Below are 15,813 nucleotides of genomic sequence, written 5' to 3'. Positions count from 1 at the left end.
CTGAAACGACAGAAACGTTTGTTTACATTGCGATGATTCGTCTGATGCGAGAAACAACTTGCGTAATTATCAACACCTATCAAAAACTTTTCAGACATCCTCTAAGTTCAATCCTCAATCTCCACGCCAAAATCAACTTTTAACACCTCTTCGATCCGCCGTAAAGTGTCGATTGGCAAAGCTTTGGTTTCTTCAGCTTCTATTTTGTACCAGTTCATGGTTGTCATAGGAATTTGACGACAAATTGCTGACAAAGAGCGCCTATCAGACTCTCTTGCCTTCCTAATTCTCTCTCCTAAACCTGGCACCTCTACATCTATTACTTTCCTAACCTTCATTCAACTTTAGATACCCAATAATCTTTAACTATAAATCTTCTATGTTGTCTACTTATTATAAATTATCAATTGTTAGTTTATAATGTATAAACTATAAGTTTATAATTCAAAAAAATAGGACGGACAGCACTCAATAATGAAGTTGCTCTGTTTGTTCCTACGAAAAACCCTGACCTATAACGAGGACAGGGCAGTAATGATTATTTTTTCTTGCTTCAAGCATGACACACATTCCAGCCCCGGAGCAAACTGATGTAGTCAGTCCAGTTGAGTCAAAAAGCGTATCAGTCAAAGTTATTGAGCTAGAAGAACTCACAGAAGAAGAGGTACGCTTACGCCTACACTTAGAGCGGAAGGTGGAGCGTGCGTTCTATGAGGCTGGTAAAGCTTTAATGGAGCTAAGGGACAGACGGTTGTATCGCTCTACCCACAGAACCTTTGAAGAGTACTGTCGTGATAGATTTGGTTACAGTCGCCGACAACCTTATCTTTTGATTGAAGCTGCAATGGTAGTTGATAACTTATCTGAAAAATGTGATCCATTGGATCACATTCTACCTACCAATGAACGCCAAGTCCGACCACTTACCAAACTAGAACCCAAACAGCAGCGTGATGTTTGGCAAGAGGCAGTTGTGGAAGCGGGTGGGAAAGTGCCATCTGGCCGTATTGTTAAAGACATTGTGCAACGGATTATGGAAGGTACCAAGGTGCCGAACCCTTACCAGGAAGGGGAAGTCTGTCAAATTATTGCTAAGGACAATCCAGAACTAAGGGGCAAAGGCGGGTGTTGGTGTATTGTCAGTCAGGTGAATGATTTTAGCTGTACTGTTACTGCATGGGGTGGAGAATACACTGTGAGACTGGATCACCTGAAGTCAATGAATTACTCGGATACCGAGTGTGAACAGATGAAACAGATATGCGAACGCATTACCCGGTTGCATGATAACGGTAACTTGGAACAGGCAGCGAGTGCAATGTTGAAACACTTAGGGGAGGTGAAGCGCCCCTACCTGACACCGTTGGAAGAAAAGCTGTTGAGAGTGTTAGAGCAGCAATATGAAAGGAAATAATTATTAATAGTTCGTAGGCAAGTGAAGAACACTTTTACCGAAATACCTCTTAACCCTCTTTAGTCACTCTGGAAAAAGAAAAATAAGAGCCAATTTTTCAACTGTAGATAGAGTGAGCGTTTGGGGGTTTATTTTCGTTCCAGAATGGCTGAAATCAATATTTTTGGTAAAAGTCTTATGCTGTAGGGGTTATAGATTATTCTCTTCCGAAAGTGATAAAAGAGGGTTAATATGATGGGCTGTCTGCGTTGGTTCCAAATTGCAACCATAAGCAAAGGTAGTCAGTTGGTTTTTCTACCACAGAGATAGTTGTCCTGGCGATATATTTCCCCGTCGCCGCGTATGAAACAGCATATGGCAGCTACTGCATAAAGCCGCGAGATTCTCGACTCGATTGTCCTCGGGCGTGTAATTCCAGTGGTGGACAACTAATGTTTTAATGCTGCGTTCTCTACGAGATAATCCTTCTTTTTTATCAGTTGGTCGCAGGCATTGCATCCCACAGCGCGTGCATTTCCAGTCGGATTTTGATTTGACCTCAAGCGCGATAGTATCCCAGTTTAAAGGATAGCGGTTGCGGTTTTTGCCACTCATCAATCAGTTCCTTTTGGGTTCTATGAAACTAATCTCGATTATTATATCGGTAATATTTTTCATTAATATACTTAGTTTTGTGCTCATACCGGATAGAATTCTTACGGGATTGAGCTAAGAGCTAACCCAGAGTAGCCGCTGAAGAGCGCGTTCGCCCCTTTTATGAATTTGATTGAATTTGACGCGATATCATTGTTCTTATATTTACTATTTACGCAGAAACTTTTTCGGAAAAATTCACCTGAGACATAACTTGTGTGCGTATTGAATTAGCAGCCTTCTCTGCAATTTCTTCTCTATCAAAATCAGTAAGAAGTACTGCAAGTAGTGATTTGAGGGCTTCGCGGTTAGATATAAACTCTTCACCATATAAATCATCTTGCAGCAAAGTAGCTGACAAATGAGGTATTAATTCAGGCGTAGGAGATAGTAACCGCTCTTTAATGCGTGCCCTTGCAGTTTCTGTCGCTGAAAAAGTACCTATACCCAGATCCCATGTTTCAATTATTAGCCTGACTTCGCGGTTGAGAGATACACGTAGCGTTGATAAACGACCAAATAAAGTTTTGTTGAGCATTAAAGGTGCGAATGCGCTACCCCAATCCAAACCAGCGCCGATAGTGCAATTTGCTTCATCTTCGATGCAAACAGCATCTTCCAGCCATCCTTCACCAAAAAGTAAATCTATAGCCTCTTGGGTTGTTATTGACTCGTTTGCATCAGAATTATCATTTTGCTGTTGGTGATTCATAAATTTTTACCTTATCAGCCCTTATCTTCGTCTCAATGCACCATATTCAAAATAGACCAAATTATCATAGTCTTCTTCAGGCCCGCAGTTAAACATGTTTTGTTTTTCGTAAAATCCTTCAGACCTTGGTAAGGAATGCAACCCAACTCTACCTTCATACCCTAACTCAACACTTCTAATTCTTGCGAAATTTAATAGTGCTTGACCAACACCTTTGAATTGAGGCGGACGTTGAATTTCGATTCGGTTAGTTGGGGCAGTGGCAATGCCATCAACATAAACTAGCCTCTTACCAATATTCAACCGAGAACCGTGCATTTGTGTTTCTATTATCATTAATCCTTGAGTTTTATTTTCGCACTCAACTGCATAACCTTCAAGGTTTTCTTGATTTACAATATATCTTAATTTGAATATCCAGTCCCAGTATTTATCTTCTTGGCTAAACCGCCTTAATTTTTCTACCCAATCATTGACATAATCATCAATATGCCTTGGTCCTAAATCTACTAAATAGGCTTCAATAGGTGTGTTATCAACGCCCCTTTGTAATCCAATTTTTAGTTGCACATAAAACTCCTAATCCCTAATATTAATTATTATTAAAAGACCCAATTTAATAATTCTATTAGTATATTTATACCATACAATGTTATATTGATTCATCCTTTTTACGCAGAGTCTCCATAAAATCCAGGGAGAGTAATTTATGGTTTTTCCATAGCAGTAAACATTTCACTCTTCCGGTTAACATAAACCATGACTATATCCGTTTCAAGTTCATAGACTTCCACCATATTGTCTATTGCTTTTACATCTTCAGTATCTAAATCATATTGGTATATTCTTCTCAAGATAAATTGACGGGGAATGTAATCAATTCTAGGCGATGAATTATCCAAAACAACAACCAAAACAATACCTGGACGTTCTCAAGCAGGCACTCCCATCACAAATTGTGTTGTTTTGTAACAATTTTTCCAAATATGGACACAACTTAGCTGAAGTAAATGACAGCGTGACACCAAACATTTTACAATCAGCTTGTCGATATCAAAATTGATATCAAATGCCTGACCAAAAGTCCCCACCAAGCGAAATGATTCGTGTGCCCGTTCCACTAATTGGGGTGGTTCGGCGACTATCAAAACTACATAGACAAGGGCATACAATTGCCTTGCTGCAAGCCTTAGAGGAATTACTAGGAGATTTTGATATCAATAATGATATCGATATAACAGCAGGCAGTAAATCAGTTAAACAGCTAGAGGAGAAGCTGGAGAAACTGGAATCCCATATTGCGGCTCAAGGGTCCTCGGTGGATACAAAACTAGAAGGGATCACCAAGAAGTTGGAGTTAATCGAACGGGCGATATCTACGATCAGCTCCGCTAACGCCTCTGGGAGATTGGGCAACAACAAAGGGCGAAGACAAACAGCGTACCCGTACCAACAAACACAAGTTGAACTACAGCCCAGGACAAACGAAAGTCTTGCACCAAGACTTGGCATCACCCCCCAAGGCCTCATTGCTCAAAGAGAAAACAAGAGTGCCAAAGAATTTTTAAGTTGGTCTCGTAACCGTGACCCAATGAGTGTTGCTTGGGAATGGAAGGCTTCGGACGAACTATACCACCCCCAACGGTAAAGCTAACTTTTCACTGGTTACCTCTGTTTGCTTTTTTTACGCAATGCGTGAGAAGTCCCGACACGCCCGACGTGGTGAATGTACTTTGCAGTTGTCGCAGGCGATGCATGGCCCAAATCAGCTTGCAAGTCAAAATCAGAAGCTCCATTTTTCTTAGCAAGCGTCGCATGCGTATGCCTCAAAAAGTGGGCAGAAAACTTAATTCCAGCAAAATCAGAAATTTCCTCCATCATCCGCCGCAACCCTCGGTCGCTTAGAGGTTTACCCCTATCTCGCCGACTAGGACTGGGGAACACCGGCTCATCATTCCTTGCATCCCCACGATACTCCAATATCACAGCAATTCCGTTGATGAAGGTTCACAATTATGGGCGCATTGTCAATGTTTCAACCGAAATGGCATCTCTAGCTGCAATGACTAGCGACTTCTACCCTTTAGCTCCTTCCTATCGACTGTCCAAATTAGGGGTGAATGGGCTAACTGTTCTGCTGGGCAAGGAACTTCTTGGTACTAATATTCTCGTTAATGCCTATTCTCCAGGTTGGATGAAAACCGATATGGGAGGTGAGAATGCGCCATTTACCGCAGAAGAAGGAGCCGAAACCGCTGTCTATTTAGCAACGCTTCCAGATGGGGAAGCGCAAGGACTATTTGTTGCAGAGATGCGGAAGTTTGGTGGACCGATTCAATTACAGTGGTAGGTTTTTATGGAAAATCCAGCAATGTTACCCCCTATTTACGCGGATACGCCGATAGAATTGGCTCCTGCCAAAATCATTACCTCGTTTCCGGTCAATACTTTCTTAGAAAATCTAGCGATCGCTTCAGATGGCACAATATTTGTGACCAATCATGAGGTCGGCAAGATTGTTCGCATTACTCCAGATGGCAATCAGCAGATTCATGCCACTGTTGAAGGTAAAGTCAGCGGTCTGGCCTTCACTAGCAATGGCGGTTTGGTAGCAACTGGATGGAATGCTGATTCTATACCAGTAGTCTCATTAATTACCGCAGGTGGTACAGTAGAAACGTTGGTAAAACTGCCAGATGCAATATTTCTCAATGGCATTACGCCACTTTCTCACACTCAGTATTTAGTAGCGGATTCTTACCGAGGTGCAATTTGGTTGATTGATATTGCCCAACGTCATAGCTCAATTTGGCTAGAACATTCTTTACTGGCTCGTAGCAATGCGGAAAACGTCATTCCTGCTGCTAATGGTTTAAAGCGTTTTGGTAACTTACTTTACGTTTCAAATACGGGAAAGATGTTGTTGTTACGGATTCCTATTGGCCTGACAAATGAACCCAGTGAGCCAGAAATCTTTGTGGAGCAAACCAATATTGATGACTTTGCATTTGACGTGGAAGGCAACCTTTACGGAGCAACGCACATTTATAACAGCGTTGTGAAGATTACACTAGATGGCAATACAACTATTATTGCTCAAGCCGAACAAGGTGTAATTGGCAGTACAGCAGTTGCTTTTGGTCAAACAGAAAGCGATCGCACCGCTATCTATGTTGTGATGAATGGGGGAATGTTTTTACCGCCTCCTACAGGTGTGGTTCCTGCCAACATTGTCCGACTTGAGGTCGAAAAAGCTGGGTATGTCTTTTAGTCTAAGAGGATGTTTGAAAAGTCATCCTACGTATGTTTGACTACCCTGGCTATCGAGAAGTTGAAACGAGAGAATGAGGGTTTTGGGACTTGCGATCGCTTTTCTTAGTTGCATTTAAGGCTCAAGCTGACACTTTTCAAACAACCTCTAAACTCCAGTTATATTGGAGAGCCATCAATTAAAACTCCTACAAAAAAGTCAAAAAAAGGAGAATTAAGCAAATTCCAAAAAGAAAAAAACAAAGAAATGGCGTCTGAGCGAATATTTGTCGAACATTTGATTCGTTTATTGAAAATATTTAGAGTGGCCTCTGAAAGATTTAGATTAAATCCATCGAAATACGAACAAATAATTATGACAATATCCGGACTTGTGAGACAACGGAAGTGGAGCGTTAGTTCTACCATTATAAATAATTTAACATAACTCGAAAAAAGTTGGTGCGTATATATACTACTTTTTGGCTTGTTATCATCAGTAACTGTCCCAAATCCTGATTTTGGCGTTGAGACTGGCTGATATTTGTCATGAGCGCTCGCTGATTAAAGTTCAGTCACACAGTACTATTGATATTTTTCGGAGATGTCTATTGCGGTCCGCTACACTTATGTCAAAACGTAAGTCGTATAATTTATGAATCGGCACAATCCAAAACGGAGTCGTGGCGTTATACTTACTCTCTCAGGCTGGGAAAAGCTTCAGAAGGGAAAACTCGAATGGGAATTTCGCGAAAAATCTGGTTCTAAGTACACCTTAGAAGAAATAAGTGAACGCGCTGGATTAACTCCGAATACAGTGGCGAAGGTACTGACTCGCTCTGAAGGGGTTGACAAACAAACGCTTGTTCGTTTGTTTCTCGCGTTTAATTTAGAATTGAGTAAAAGCGACTATACAAAGAGCGATCCCAATTGGGCAAGTTTTCAAGCCTTGAAGACTCCCAAGCTCATTGATTGGGAAGAAGAAGTTTGTGTGTTAGTTTTTTATGGACGCACAACAGAACTGGCTCTCTTGGAGCAATGGCTCATCCTGGATCACTGTCGAGTTGTAGCGCTGTTGGGAATGGGGGGCATTGGTAAAACCTCTCTTGCTGCCAAGCTAGTCCATGAAATTCAGGGGCAATTTGAGTATGTTATTTGGCGATCGCTCTACAATGTCCCCCCACTTCTCGACCTCCTCGCTAACTTGATTCAATTTTTCTCTAACGAAAAAATTTTAGAAGCTGACTTACCAAATAGCGCAGACGGCAGAATCTCGCAACTGATTGATTATTTGCGACAACACCGCTGTCTCATTATACTCGACAACGCTGATACCATTCTGCAAAGTGGTGCTATTGCTGGAAGCTATCGAGAAGAATATTCGGATTATGGTCAACTCATAAAACGGGTGGGACAAGCGTTTCATACTAGCTGCTTACTGCTGACTTCTCGGGAAAAACCGAAAGACGTAGCGTCACTCGAAGGAGAAGCACTACCTGTTCGCTCATTACAACTGAGAGGTCTCTCTGAGGAGGAAGCAAAAAGAATTTTTCACTCCAAAGGTCTGTCGGTCGAAGATTCCAAAAATAAAGCACTTCTAAAGCGCTATTCTGGCAATCCACTAGCTTTGAAGATAGTTGCGACGACCATTCAAGATGTCTTTAATGGTAATATTTCTGAATTTTTAAACCAAAACATCGCAGTTTTTGGTGATATTTACGCTCTTTTAGAGGAGCAGTTTGAGCGCTTGTCGGATTTAGAGCGTGAAGTTATGTACTGGCTGGCAATTAATCGTGAGCCGATTACGCTCTCCCAATTGCGAGAAGATATTGTATCACCAGGAACACCACACAGATTAGTAGAGGCTTTGGAGTCTCTGGTCCGGAGAAGTCTCATCCACAAAGCTACGCCTACACAAGTAGAGAAAAGCGCCCCACTCTTTACACTAGAACCTGTATTAATAGAATATGTGACTAACAAATTAATAAAGCAAGTTTGTGAAGAGATTGCCACTGGGGAAAGTGTGTTTCTTAGGTATTATGCTTTGAGCAAGGGTCAGTCTAAAGAATACACTAGAGTTGCTCAAATAGATTTTATCCTCAAGCCAATTATTGATGAACTGCTTACTATCTTTAAAACGCAAAAAAAACTTGAAGAACAGCTAACTCAAATTTTAGCAAAACTGCAAGAAGAATCTCCGCAGGAACCTGGCTATACAGGTGGGAATATTTTTAACCTGTTTTGTCAGCTAAAGGCTAATTTAAGAGGGTATGATTTTTCTAACCTGAGCGTTTGGCAAGCAGATCTGCGCTTTGTAAATTTATCTGAAGTTAATTTCCAAAACGCGAATTTATCCAAGTCGGTTTTTACTAAAAACTTCAGCAGAATTTCTGCCGTAGCATTCAATCCCAATGGAAAAAGTTTGGCGACGAGTGACGCTAATGGTAAGATTTGCTTGTGGCGAGATTTTGCTGATAGTGAAGAACTTTTGACATATCTTGGACACATCAGTTGGGTTCGAGCGATCGCCTTCAGTCCGGATGGCAGTACCATCAGTAGCGTGGGTGCTGACCAGAATGTGAAGTTGTGGGACACAAGCAGCGGTGAGTGCCTAAAAACTTTGAGCGAACACCCTAAGCGTGTACAAGCCGTTGCCTTTAGTCCTAAAGGTAATCTTCTAACTTGTGGTAGCGATGACCAAACAGTGAGTTTGTGGAATGTCACCAGCAGTAAATCTCAGAAAATTTTGCACGAACATACTGGTCGCGTACTGTCAGTTGCTTTTGATCCTCAAGGTAAGACCCTAGCCAGTGCTAGTAGTGACAAAACCGTGAAGCTATGGAATATTAGCACGGGTCAATGCTACAATGTTTTCAAGGGACATATTGGTTGGGTTTGGTCAGTAACCTTCAGTCCCGATGGCAAAACCCTAGCTAGTGGCAGTGACGACCAAAGTGTGAAGCTTTGGGATACTAGCACCGATAAATGCCTTAGAACTTTGCGGGGACATAGTAACCGGGTAAGGTCAGTCACTTTTGCTCCTAAAGATAAAATTCTGGCTAGCGGTAGTGATGACCAAACTGTGAAGCTTTGGGATGCCAGCAGTGGTGAATGCCTTAGAACTTTGCAGGGACATACTGATAGAATCTGGTCAGTTGCTTTCAGTCCTGAAGGTAATATCCTTGCTAGTGGCAGTGATGACCAAACTGTAAGGCTTTGGGATGTCAGCACTGGTCAGGTCATAAAAATCTTGCAAGGATACAGTAATGGGGTAATGTCTGTTGCCTTTGCTCCCGGAGGTAAAACTTTTGTCAGCAGCAGTGACGACCAAACTGTACGCTGTTGGGATGTCAGCACTGGTCAGTGTAACAAAACTTTCCAGGGACACACTAACCGAGTACGAACCGTTGCTTTCAGTCCTCAAGGTAATATCTTGGCCACTGGCAGTTACGACCAGGTAGTGAAGTTGTGGGATACCAGCACCAACCAATGCTGTAAAATTTTGCAAGGACATATCGGTTGGGTAAAAGCAGTCGCCTTTGCTCCTGGAGGTAATATCCTCGCTAGTGGCAGTGATGACCAAACTGTGAGATTATGGGATGTGAGCACTGGTGAAGTCTTAAGAACCTTGGAACATAGTCATGGAGTATGGTCTGTTGCCTTTAGTCCTGAAGGTGCGATGCTGGCTAGTGGCAGTGATGACCAAACTGTGAGTTTGTGGAATGTCAGCACAGGTCAAGTTTTGAAAACCTTATCGGGACATAGCGGTTGGGTATTGTCAGTTGCTTTCAGTCCTGAAGGTAGGACTCTAGCCAGTGGCAGTAAAGATAAAACAGTGAAGTTATGGGATGTCAGCACTAACCAATGTTTCAAAACTTTCTTAGGACATACGAGTTGGGTATTGTCAGTTGCCTTTAGTCCTCAAGGTAATATCCTAGCGAGTGGTAGCGTAGACCAAATGGTAAAATTGTGGGATATTAGCACAGGTCAATGTATCAAAACTTTACAGGGTCATACCCACTGGGTAAGGTCAGTTGCTTTTTGTCCGGATGGTCACACTTTACTTAGTGGCAGTGAAGATGGGACAATTAAGTTATGGGATGTTTTAATCGGTGAGTGCCTCAAAACTTTCAGAAACGAAAGACCTTATGAGGGAATGAACATTTCTGGCGTAACAGGTTTAACTGAAGCGACTATTGCTTCTCTAAAAGCTCTAGGCGCTATGACTAACTAGAGCGATCGCTCCAAAAAGGATGGGAACAATTTCTTTATGCCCACTTTTTTTGGCAAGATCTAAGGGGGTATTTCCTTTGTTGCCTTTAATGTCTAATCGGGCACCTGCATTTACCAGGAGCCTAACTCCTTCAACATTGTTTTGCCAAACTGCATCGTGTAAAGCAGTATATCCGTTGTAAGGACCTTGAGCATCTATATTAATACCATACTCAATCAGAATTTTCATCACCTTCGGATGCCTTAGATAAGCAGCAGCGTGGAGTGCAGTGGCTTTCATACTTGAGTCTACCGCGTCAATATCAGCACCAGAGTCAAGGAGTAGCTTCACCATTTCAAATTGACCATTAGCAGAACTGACAATCAAGAGGCTATTTCCACTGCTATCTGTTTGGTTAACGTCTGCACCGTTTTTAATTAATTTTTTCGCCAATTCAAGGTCATTATTGTTCACGGCAGCAACTAGATTAGTACTCATATCTACAGGGTTTAGGATTTACTCATTGATATGAAGAAGTTTAAGGAACGCGGCTTTCCAGTCGCAAGGGTCAATTTTTTTTGCAAGTTTGTATTCTTTGCGTTGTGCTGAGTATTGCTCTTTACAAGTGTTATGACACCTTGCGCGTTAATTCATTTAAGGTCTATTTGTAGAGTGCGTAAGTCGTAAGTGCATAAGTTGATTTCACTGACACCTATTTAAAATGCAGAAGAAGGACTTATGTCCTCTAGGTTGAAAACCCTACTAAACTTGAGGTGATTTATGTCTTGTGTACTATGGCTTAATATACAAAATATATTTTTTGTTAATGTGTGAATCCTAAGACAGTTCTATGGCAGATTCCAAACTGGCGGACGCATTGATACACTCCACAATACAGAGTTCAGCTAACTTTTCAGCAGTTTCATCATAAAGTGCGTCTTCTATCAAGTTTTTTGAGTGGATTGCCGATCTAGGTATGGGTGCCAAAACGCTTCGGCAACTTTAGGTGCCGTCTAAACACTTTTTGAGTGAGCGAACCATCTCTCGAATGACATCGCTCTTCGTTCGCTGCATCTTCTCACAATATTCCTCCAAAATTCTTTTCTCCTCCTGCGAAAACTGAATCGTCAAGTTAGCAGCATCTTTTCTCGGCATGGTCATTGTTTTTCAAGTATTTTTCAAGTACTATAATATCAGAGCAATTCGTCACTGTTTCAGAGAGTTAGACCGCACGGGTATCGGTAAGAGTGGCAGTTCCTTCGGAGTAAATAATCCAAGTCCGCCATCTTGAGATAAAAAAATATGAAACCGCAGAACCAAAAACGCAACCGTGGGCTAATACTCAGTCGTGAAGGCTGGCAGAAGCTTGAGAATGCCAAAATTGAGTGGCAATTTCAGGAAAATAATGGCACCAGGTGTACCCTGGAAGAATTAAGTGAACAGGCTGGAATCACTCCTGTCACTTTCAGGAAGGTACTGACTCGCGAAATAGGGGTTGACAAACAAACGCTTGTTCGTTTGTTTATGGCATTTAATTTAGAATTGGATAGTAGCGATTATACAAAGCCAGAGTCGGATTTAGAGAAACAGGAAAATTTGAAGCTCCTCAAGCGGGTTGATTTGAGAGAGGCAGTTGATGTATCTGTTTTCTATGGGCGCACAGCAGAATTGGCTCTGTTGGAACAATGGCTCATGAAAGAGCAATGCCGAGTGGTGGCGTTGTTGGGAATGGGGGGTATGGGTAAAACCTCTCTGGCGACTAAGCTGGTACGTGAAATTGAGCAACGGTTTGAGTATGTGATCTGGCGATCGCTCTACAATGCGCCACCACTTTTTGAGCTACTGGGTAACTTAATTCAATTTTTCGACAACTTGCAGGTTTTAGAAGCTGATTTACCAACCAGCGTAGACGAAAGAATCTCGCGACTGATTGATTATTTGCAAAAACAGCGCTGTCTGATTATACTCGATAATGCTGAGACGATTCTCCAAAGTGGCGCTATTGCCGGAAGCTATCGACAAGGCTATGAGGAATATGGTCAGCTGATAAAACGGGTAGGACAAGTTCTCCACAGGAGCTGCTTGGTGCTGACTTCTCGGGAAAAACCGAAAGAGGTGGCATCACTCGAAGGACAAACAGCGCCTGTTCGCTCATTACGACTAAGTGGTTTGGAGGCGGTAGATGGGCAAAAAATCTTTGGAGTCAAAGGGTTCTCTGGTTCAGAGTCAGAATTGCAAACAGTCGTTGAGCGCTATGCAGGCAATGCTTTAGCCTTGAAGATAGTAGCGACGACAATTCAAGATGTCTTTGGTGGTAATCTTTCTGAATTTCTCAAACAAGACACGGGTGATTTTGGTGACATTCACGAGCTTTTGGATCAGCAGTTTGCGCGCTTGTTGGATTTAGAAAAGGAGATAATGTACTGGCTGGCAATTAATCGTGAGCCAGTTTCGCTTTCAGAGTTACGAGAAGATATTGTATCACCAGTACCACTACAAAAATTACTTGAGGCGCTGGAGTCTCTGGCACGGCGATCGCTAACCGAGAAGGCTACGCCTACGCTCGTTGAGAAAAGTGCAGCAACCTTCACGCTACAACCTGTAGTGATGGAGTATGTGACTAATCGATTGATAGAGCAGGTTTGTGGAGAGATTGAAACTCAGAACCTCGATTTGTTCAGGTGTCATGCTTTGATGAAGGCGACAGCGAAAGACTATGTGAGGGAAACTCAAATTCGCCTCATCCTTAAACCAGTTGTAGATGGGCTGCTTACTGTTTTTAGAAGCAAAAAAAACCTTGTAAATCAGTTAACCCAAATTCTAGCAAGGCAGCGAGAAGAATCTCCGTTAGAACCAGGATATACGGCTGGAAATGTTTTCAATTTGCTTTCTCATCTAAAGACAGATTTAAGCGGCTATGATTTCTCTCACCTAGCTGTTTGGCAAGCTGACTTGCGGAATGTGAAATTGCACGATGTAAATTTCCATTCCGCTAATCTAGCTAAGTCTGTTTTTGCTGAAACCTTCGGCGGTGTTTTGTCGGTAGCCTTTAGCCCTGATGGCAAACTTTTGGCTTTGGGAGATACCAATGGTGAGATTCGCTTGTACCAAGTTTCGGATTGGAAACAATTTCTGTCCTGTAAGGGTCATACTAACTGGGTTGTGTCGCTTGCCTTCAGTCCTGATGGCAGAACCCTTGCTAGCGGAAGTACCGATTTTACTGTGAAACTGTGGGATGTCAGTACAGGTCAATGCCTGCAAAGTTTGCAAGAACACGATGACGAAGTTTGGTCAATTGCGTTTAGTCCGGATGGTGACACATTAGTCAGTGGCAGTGATGACCAGACGATAAAGTTGTGGAGCGTTCAAACTGGTGAATGCAAAAGAATTTTCCAAGGGCACACAAGTTGGGTATGCTCCGTTGCCTTCAGTAAGGATGGGCAAACCCTGGTGAGTGGCGGTGATGACCACACAGTTCGCTTGTGGGATATCAACACTGGTGAATGCCTCAAAACTTTTAGAGGGCACTGTGATGGAATACGGTCAATTACCTTCAGTCCGGATGGTAAAATGCTGGCGAGTGGTAGTGAAGACCAGACGGTAAAGTTATGGGATGTCAGTAACGGTGAATGCTTCAAAACCTTACAGGGACATTCCAATGAAGTATATTCAGTCAGCTTCAGCTCCCAAAGTGATATTCTAGCCAGTGGCAGTTTTGACTCCTCGGTGAGGCTATGGAGCGTTAGCACCGGTGAATGCCTCAAAACTTTCCACGGGCATTCCAGTTGGGTATATTCGGTCGCCTTTAGTCCACAGGGCGAGCTCGTGGCTAGTGGAAGTTACGATCAGACGGTACGGCTGTGGAGTGTTAGCACTGGTGAATGCCTCAAAATGTTCCAGGGATATACTCATCAGGTACTCTCAGTCGCCTTTAGTCCGGATGGACAGACACTGGCAAGTGGGTGTCACGATTCTTCGGTGAGGTTGTGGGATGTCTCGGAGGGTAAGTGCCTCAAAACGTTCCAGGGACATGGTGCTGCGATCCAGTCAGTTGCCTTTAGTCCAAATGGGCAAACGCTAGCAAGTGGCAGTGATGATCGAACGGCGAGGTTGTGGGATGTTAATACAGGTCAAGTCTTGCAGACTTTCCAGGGACATCATGCTGCGATTCGGTCAGTTGCCTTTAGTCCAGATGGGCAAACGCTAGCAAGTGGCAGTGAAGACCAAACAGTTAGGCTGTGGGATGTCAATACAGGTCAAGCTTTGAGAACTTGCCACGGACATACGGCTCAAATCTGGTCAGTTGCCTTCAGTCCTCAACGAATGATGCTAGTCAGCAGCGCGTTGGAGCAGACACTCAAGCTGTGGGATGTTACCACTGCTGAGTGCTTTAAGATCCTAGAAGGGCATACGGGTTGGGTTTGGTCAGTTGCTTTTAGTCCGGATGGTGAGCTGTTGGCAAGTACCAGTGCAGATCGAACCTTAAGGTTATGGAGTGCCAGCACTGGTGAATGCCTTAAACTTTTGCAGGTGGATACGGGCTGGTTACTCTCAGTTGCCTTTAGCCCAGACAGCCGAATACTAGCGGGTAGCTGTCAAGACCACACAGTCAGGTTGTGGGATATCAGCACTGGTGAATGCCTCAAAGCCTTGGAAGGACATACGAGCGGTTGGCTCAGGTCAGTCGCCTTTAGTCCGGATAATGAAACTCTGGCTAGCGGTGGTGAAGATGAGACAATTAGACTGTGGGATGTTACAACAGGTAAGTGCTTAAAAGTTCTGAAAGCGGAGAAACCCTATGAGCGGATGAACATTATGGGGGTTACAGGTTTAACTACAGCAACTATTGGTACGCTGAAAGTTTTGGGGGCAGTTGCTGGTGAAAAACAGTCTCCGCAAGCAGTTATATGAAACCAATGGAGATTTCACCACCAAAAGAGATTAGCCTACCGCAAACCTTGTCTGAAACATCAACTCACAGCGTTTTTCAAGTAAATAAACCACAGGTAGGGGCAAAGGCTAGCCGTGTCCCTACGAAAATCTGTGGTTCAATTAACTGAAAATAGCTGTAATGAACAGAAAATTTTCTCTGCCCCATCAGTGTTAATCCCTAATTATCTAGCTGTTACGGTAGCTAGGGCTAACCCGCCTTGAAGTTGCTAGGCGCTCATAGCTTAACAGGGACTAGACAATCAGGCCTACCAACTGTTTCAATCCTAAACCACTAAATTGATATATGTGCTGAATCTACATTGCACCGAATTCGGTGTCGCTTGGCAATCCTTGCGCGAACTCATTTATGATACTTTCCAAATCATCAAGTTCAATGCCATTCAATATATCAAAACTGGTCTGAAGGAACTTGGTGGTGAGATCATGCCTTAAAGACTGCTGCTCAATAGTTGTAGTCTTCCTTCCATTTGGAAAGATCTCTAAAAAAACAGCTTCATTGGCAAAACTTAAACTTAGCGATACTAAAATCGAAAATCCAAAATCTAAAATCCGAAATCGCATCCTTCTTCTCCTTAGAGTTTGAACAGTACAGTTAAGGGTGTTTGAGAAAAGCTCTTCTCGCTTACCGAGTCATTTCTT

The 15,813-nt window shown here is 42.8% G+C and carries 15 protein-coding genes and 1 pseudogene; 7 read left to right on the top strand and 9 right to left on the bottom strand.

Annotation, left to right across the window (positions count from 1 at the left end; genetic code table 11):
- Positions 1–107: 107 nt before the first annotated feature.
- Positions 108–338: a helix-turn-helix domain-containing protein gene (locus AACT52_RS32220; protein ID WP_069349626.1), complete on the bottom strand. Its 231-nt coding sequence runs from the start codon at positions 336–338 to the stop codon at positions 108–110.
- A gap of 221 nt (positions 339–559) precedes the next feature.
- Between AACT52_RS32220 and AACT52_RS32215 the strand changes: the two genes are divergently transcribed.
- Positions 560–1,414: a hypothetical protein gene (locus tag AACT52_RS32215; RefSeq protein WP_073634692.1), complete on the top strand. Its 855-nt coding sequence runs from the start codon at positions 560–562 to the stop codon at positions 1,412–1,414.
- A 294-nt stretch (positions 1,415–1,708) separates the two neighbouring features.
- Here the strand turns inward: AACT52_RS32215 and AACT52_RS32210 are convergent, their stop codons facing one another.
- The 4 genes from AACT52_RS32210 to AACT52_RS32195 form a co-directional block, all read right to left on the bottom strand.
- On the bottom strand, positions 1,709–2,008 hold the full coding sequence (locus AACT52_RS32210; RefSeq protein ID WP_073634691.1) for an HNH endonuclease: 300 nt from the start codon (positions 2,006–2,008) through the stop codon (positions 1,709–1,711).
- 211 nt (positions 2,009–2,219) lie between these two features.
- Positions 2,220–2,759, bottom strand: a complete 540-nt coding sequence (locus AACT52_RS32205; RefSeq protein WP_073634690.1) for a hypothetical protein — start codon at positions 2,757–2,759, stop codon at positions 2,220–2,222.
- Positions 2,760–2,780: 21 nt separating this feature from the next.
- On the bottom strand, positions 2,781–3,329 hold the full coding sequence (locus AACT52_RS32200; protein WP_073634689.1) for a GNAT family N-acetyltransferase: 549 nt from the start codon (positions 3,327–3,329) through the stop codon (positions 2,781–2,783).
- Positions 3,330–3,466: 137 nt separating this feature from the next.
- A complete protein-coding gene (locus tag AACT52_RS32195) occupies positions 3,467–3,673 on the bottom strand; it encodes a hypothetical protein (protein WP_158054853.1) in 207 nt (68 codons plus the stop codon).
- Between the two features lie 155 nt (positions 3,674–3,828).
- Here AACT52_RS32195 and AACT52_RS32190 point away from each other — a divergent pair, with 155 nt between their 5' ends.
- The gene (locus AACT52_RS32190) at positions 3,829–4,407 is read left to right on the top strand and encodes a hypothetical protein (RefSeq protein ID WP_073634688.1); all 579 of its coding nucleotides are present in this window, start codon (positions 3,829–3,831) and stop codon (positions 4,405–4,407) included.
- Between the two features lie 17 nt (positions 4,408–4,424).
- On the opposite strand, the gene AACT52_RS32185 is transcribed toward AACT52_RS32190, so the two are convergent.
- A complete protein-coding gene (locus AACT52_RS32185) occupies positions 4,425–4,703 on the bottom strand; it encodes a site-specific integrase (RefSeq protein ID WP_339375014.1) in 279 nt (92 codons plus the stop codon).
- Between the two features lie 46 nt (positions 4,704–4,749).
- On the opposite strand from AACT52_RS32185, the pseudogene AACT52_RS32180 reads away from it, so the two are divergent.
- From AACT52_RS32180 to AACT52_RS32165, 4 genes and pseudogenes are all read left to right on the top strand, one after another.
- Positions 4,750–5,109: pseudogene (locus tag AACT52_RS32180) on the top strand (SDR family NAD(P)-dependent oxidoreductase); the annotation flags it as partial.
- 6 nt (positions 5,110–5,115) lie between these two features.
- Positions 5,116–6,030: an SMP-30/gluconolactonase/LRE family protein gene (locus AACT52_RS32175; RefSeq protein WP_073634687.1), complete on the top strand. Its 915-nt coding sequence runs from the start codon at positions 5,116–5,118 to the stop codon at positions 6,028–6,030.
- Positions 6,031–6,138: 108 nt separating this feature from the next.
- Positions 6,139–6,456, top strand: coding sequence for a transposase family protein (locus tag AACT52_RS32170; RefSeq protein WP_233154128.1), 318 nt, complete (start codon positions 6,139–6,141; stop codon positions 6,454–6,456).
- A 207-nt stretch (positions 6,457–6,663) separates the two neighbouring features.
- Entirely contained in the window at positions 6,664–10,242 is a 3,579-nt protein-coding gene (locus AACT52_RS32165; RefSeq protein ID WP_073634686.1) for an NB-ARC domain-containing protein, read from the top strand.
- On the opposite strand, the gene AACT52_RS32160 is transcribed toward AACT52_RS32165, so the two are convergent.
- Both AACT52_RS32160 and AACT52_RS32155 read right to left on the bottom strand, forming a co-directional pair.
- Complete coding sequence (locus AACT52_RS32160) at positions 10,222–10,719, bottom strand: ankyrin repeat domain-containing protein (RefSeq protein WP_073634685.1); 498 nt, start codon at positions 10,717–10,719, stop codon at positions 10,222–10,224. The two genes, AACT52_RS32165 and AACT52_RS32160, sit on opposite strands and share 21 nt — an antisense overlap.
- Before the next feature lie 504 nt (positions 10,720–11,223).
- Complete coding sequence (locus AACT52_RS32155; protein WP_083630666.1) at positions 11,224–11,382, bottom strand: ribbon-helix-helix protein, CopG family; 159 nt, start codon at positions 11,380–11,382, stop codon at positions 11,224–11,226.
- Positions 11,383–11,523: 141 nt separating this feature from the next.
- Here AACT52_RS32155 and AACT52_RS32150 point away from each other — a divergent pair, with 141 nt between their 5' ends.
- Positions 11,524–15,132: an NB-ARC domain-containing protein gene (locus AACT52_RS32150; RefSeq protein WP_073634684.1), complete on the top strand. Its 3,609-nt coding sequence runs from the start codon at positions 11,524–11,526 to the stop codon at positions 15,130–15,132.
- A 336-nt stretch (positions 15,133–15,468) separates the two neighbouring features.
- On the opposite strand, the gene AACT52_RS32145 is transcribed toward AACT52_RS32150, so the two are convergent.
- The gene (locus AACT52_RS32145; protein ID WP_073634683.1) at positions 15,469–15,735 is read right to left on the bottom strand and encodes a hypothetical protein; all 267 of its coding nucleotides are present in this window, start codon (positions 15,733–15,735) and stop codon (positions 15,469–15,471) included.
- Positions 15,736–15,813: the final 78 nt, after the last annotated feature.

It is taken from the genome of Scytonema sp. HK-05 (assembly GCF_963872035.1).
In the GTDB taxonomy this organism is placed as follows: Bacteria; Cyanobacteriota; Cyanobacteriia; order Cyanobacteriales; family Nostocaceae; genus Kalymmatonema.
Note: the sequence above shows the minus strand (reverse complement) of the source record. Positions and strands in the feature narration are given on the sequence as shown.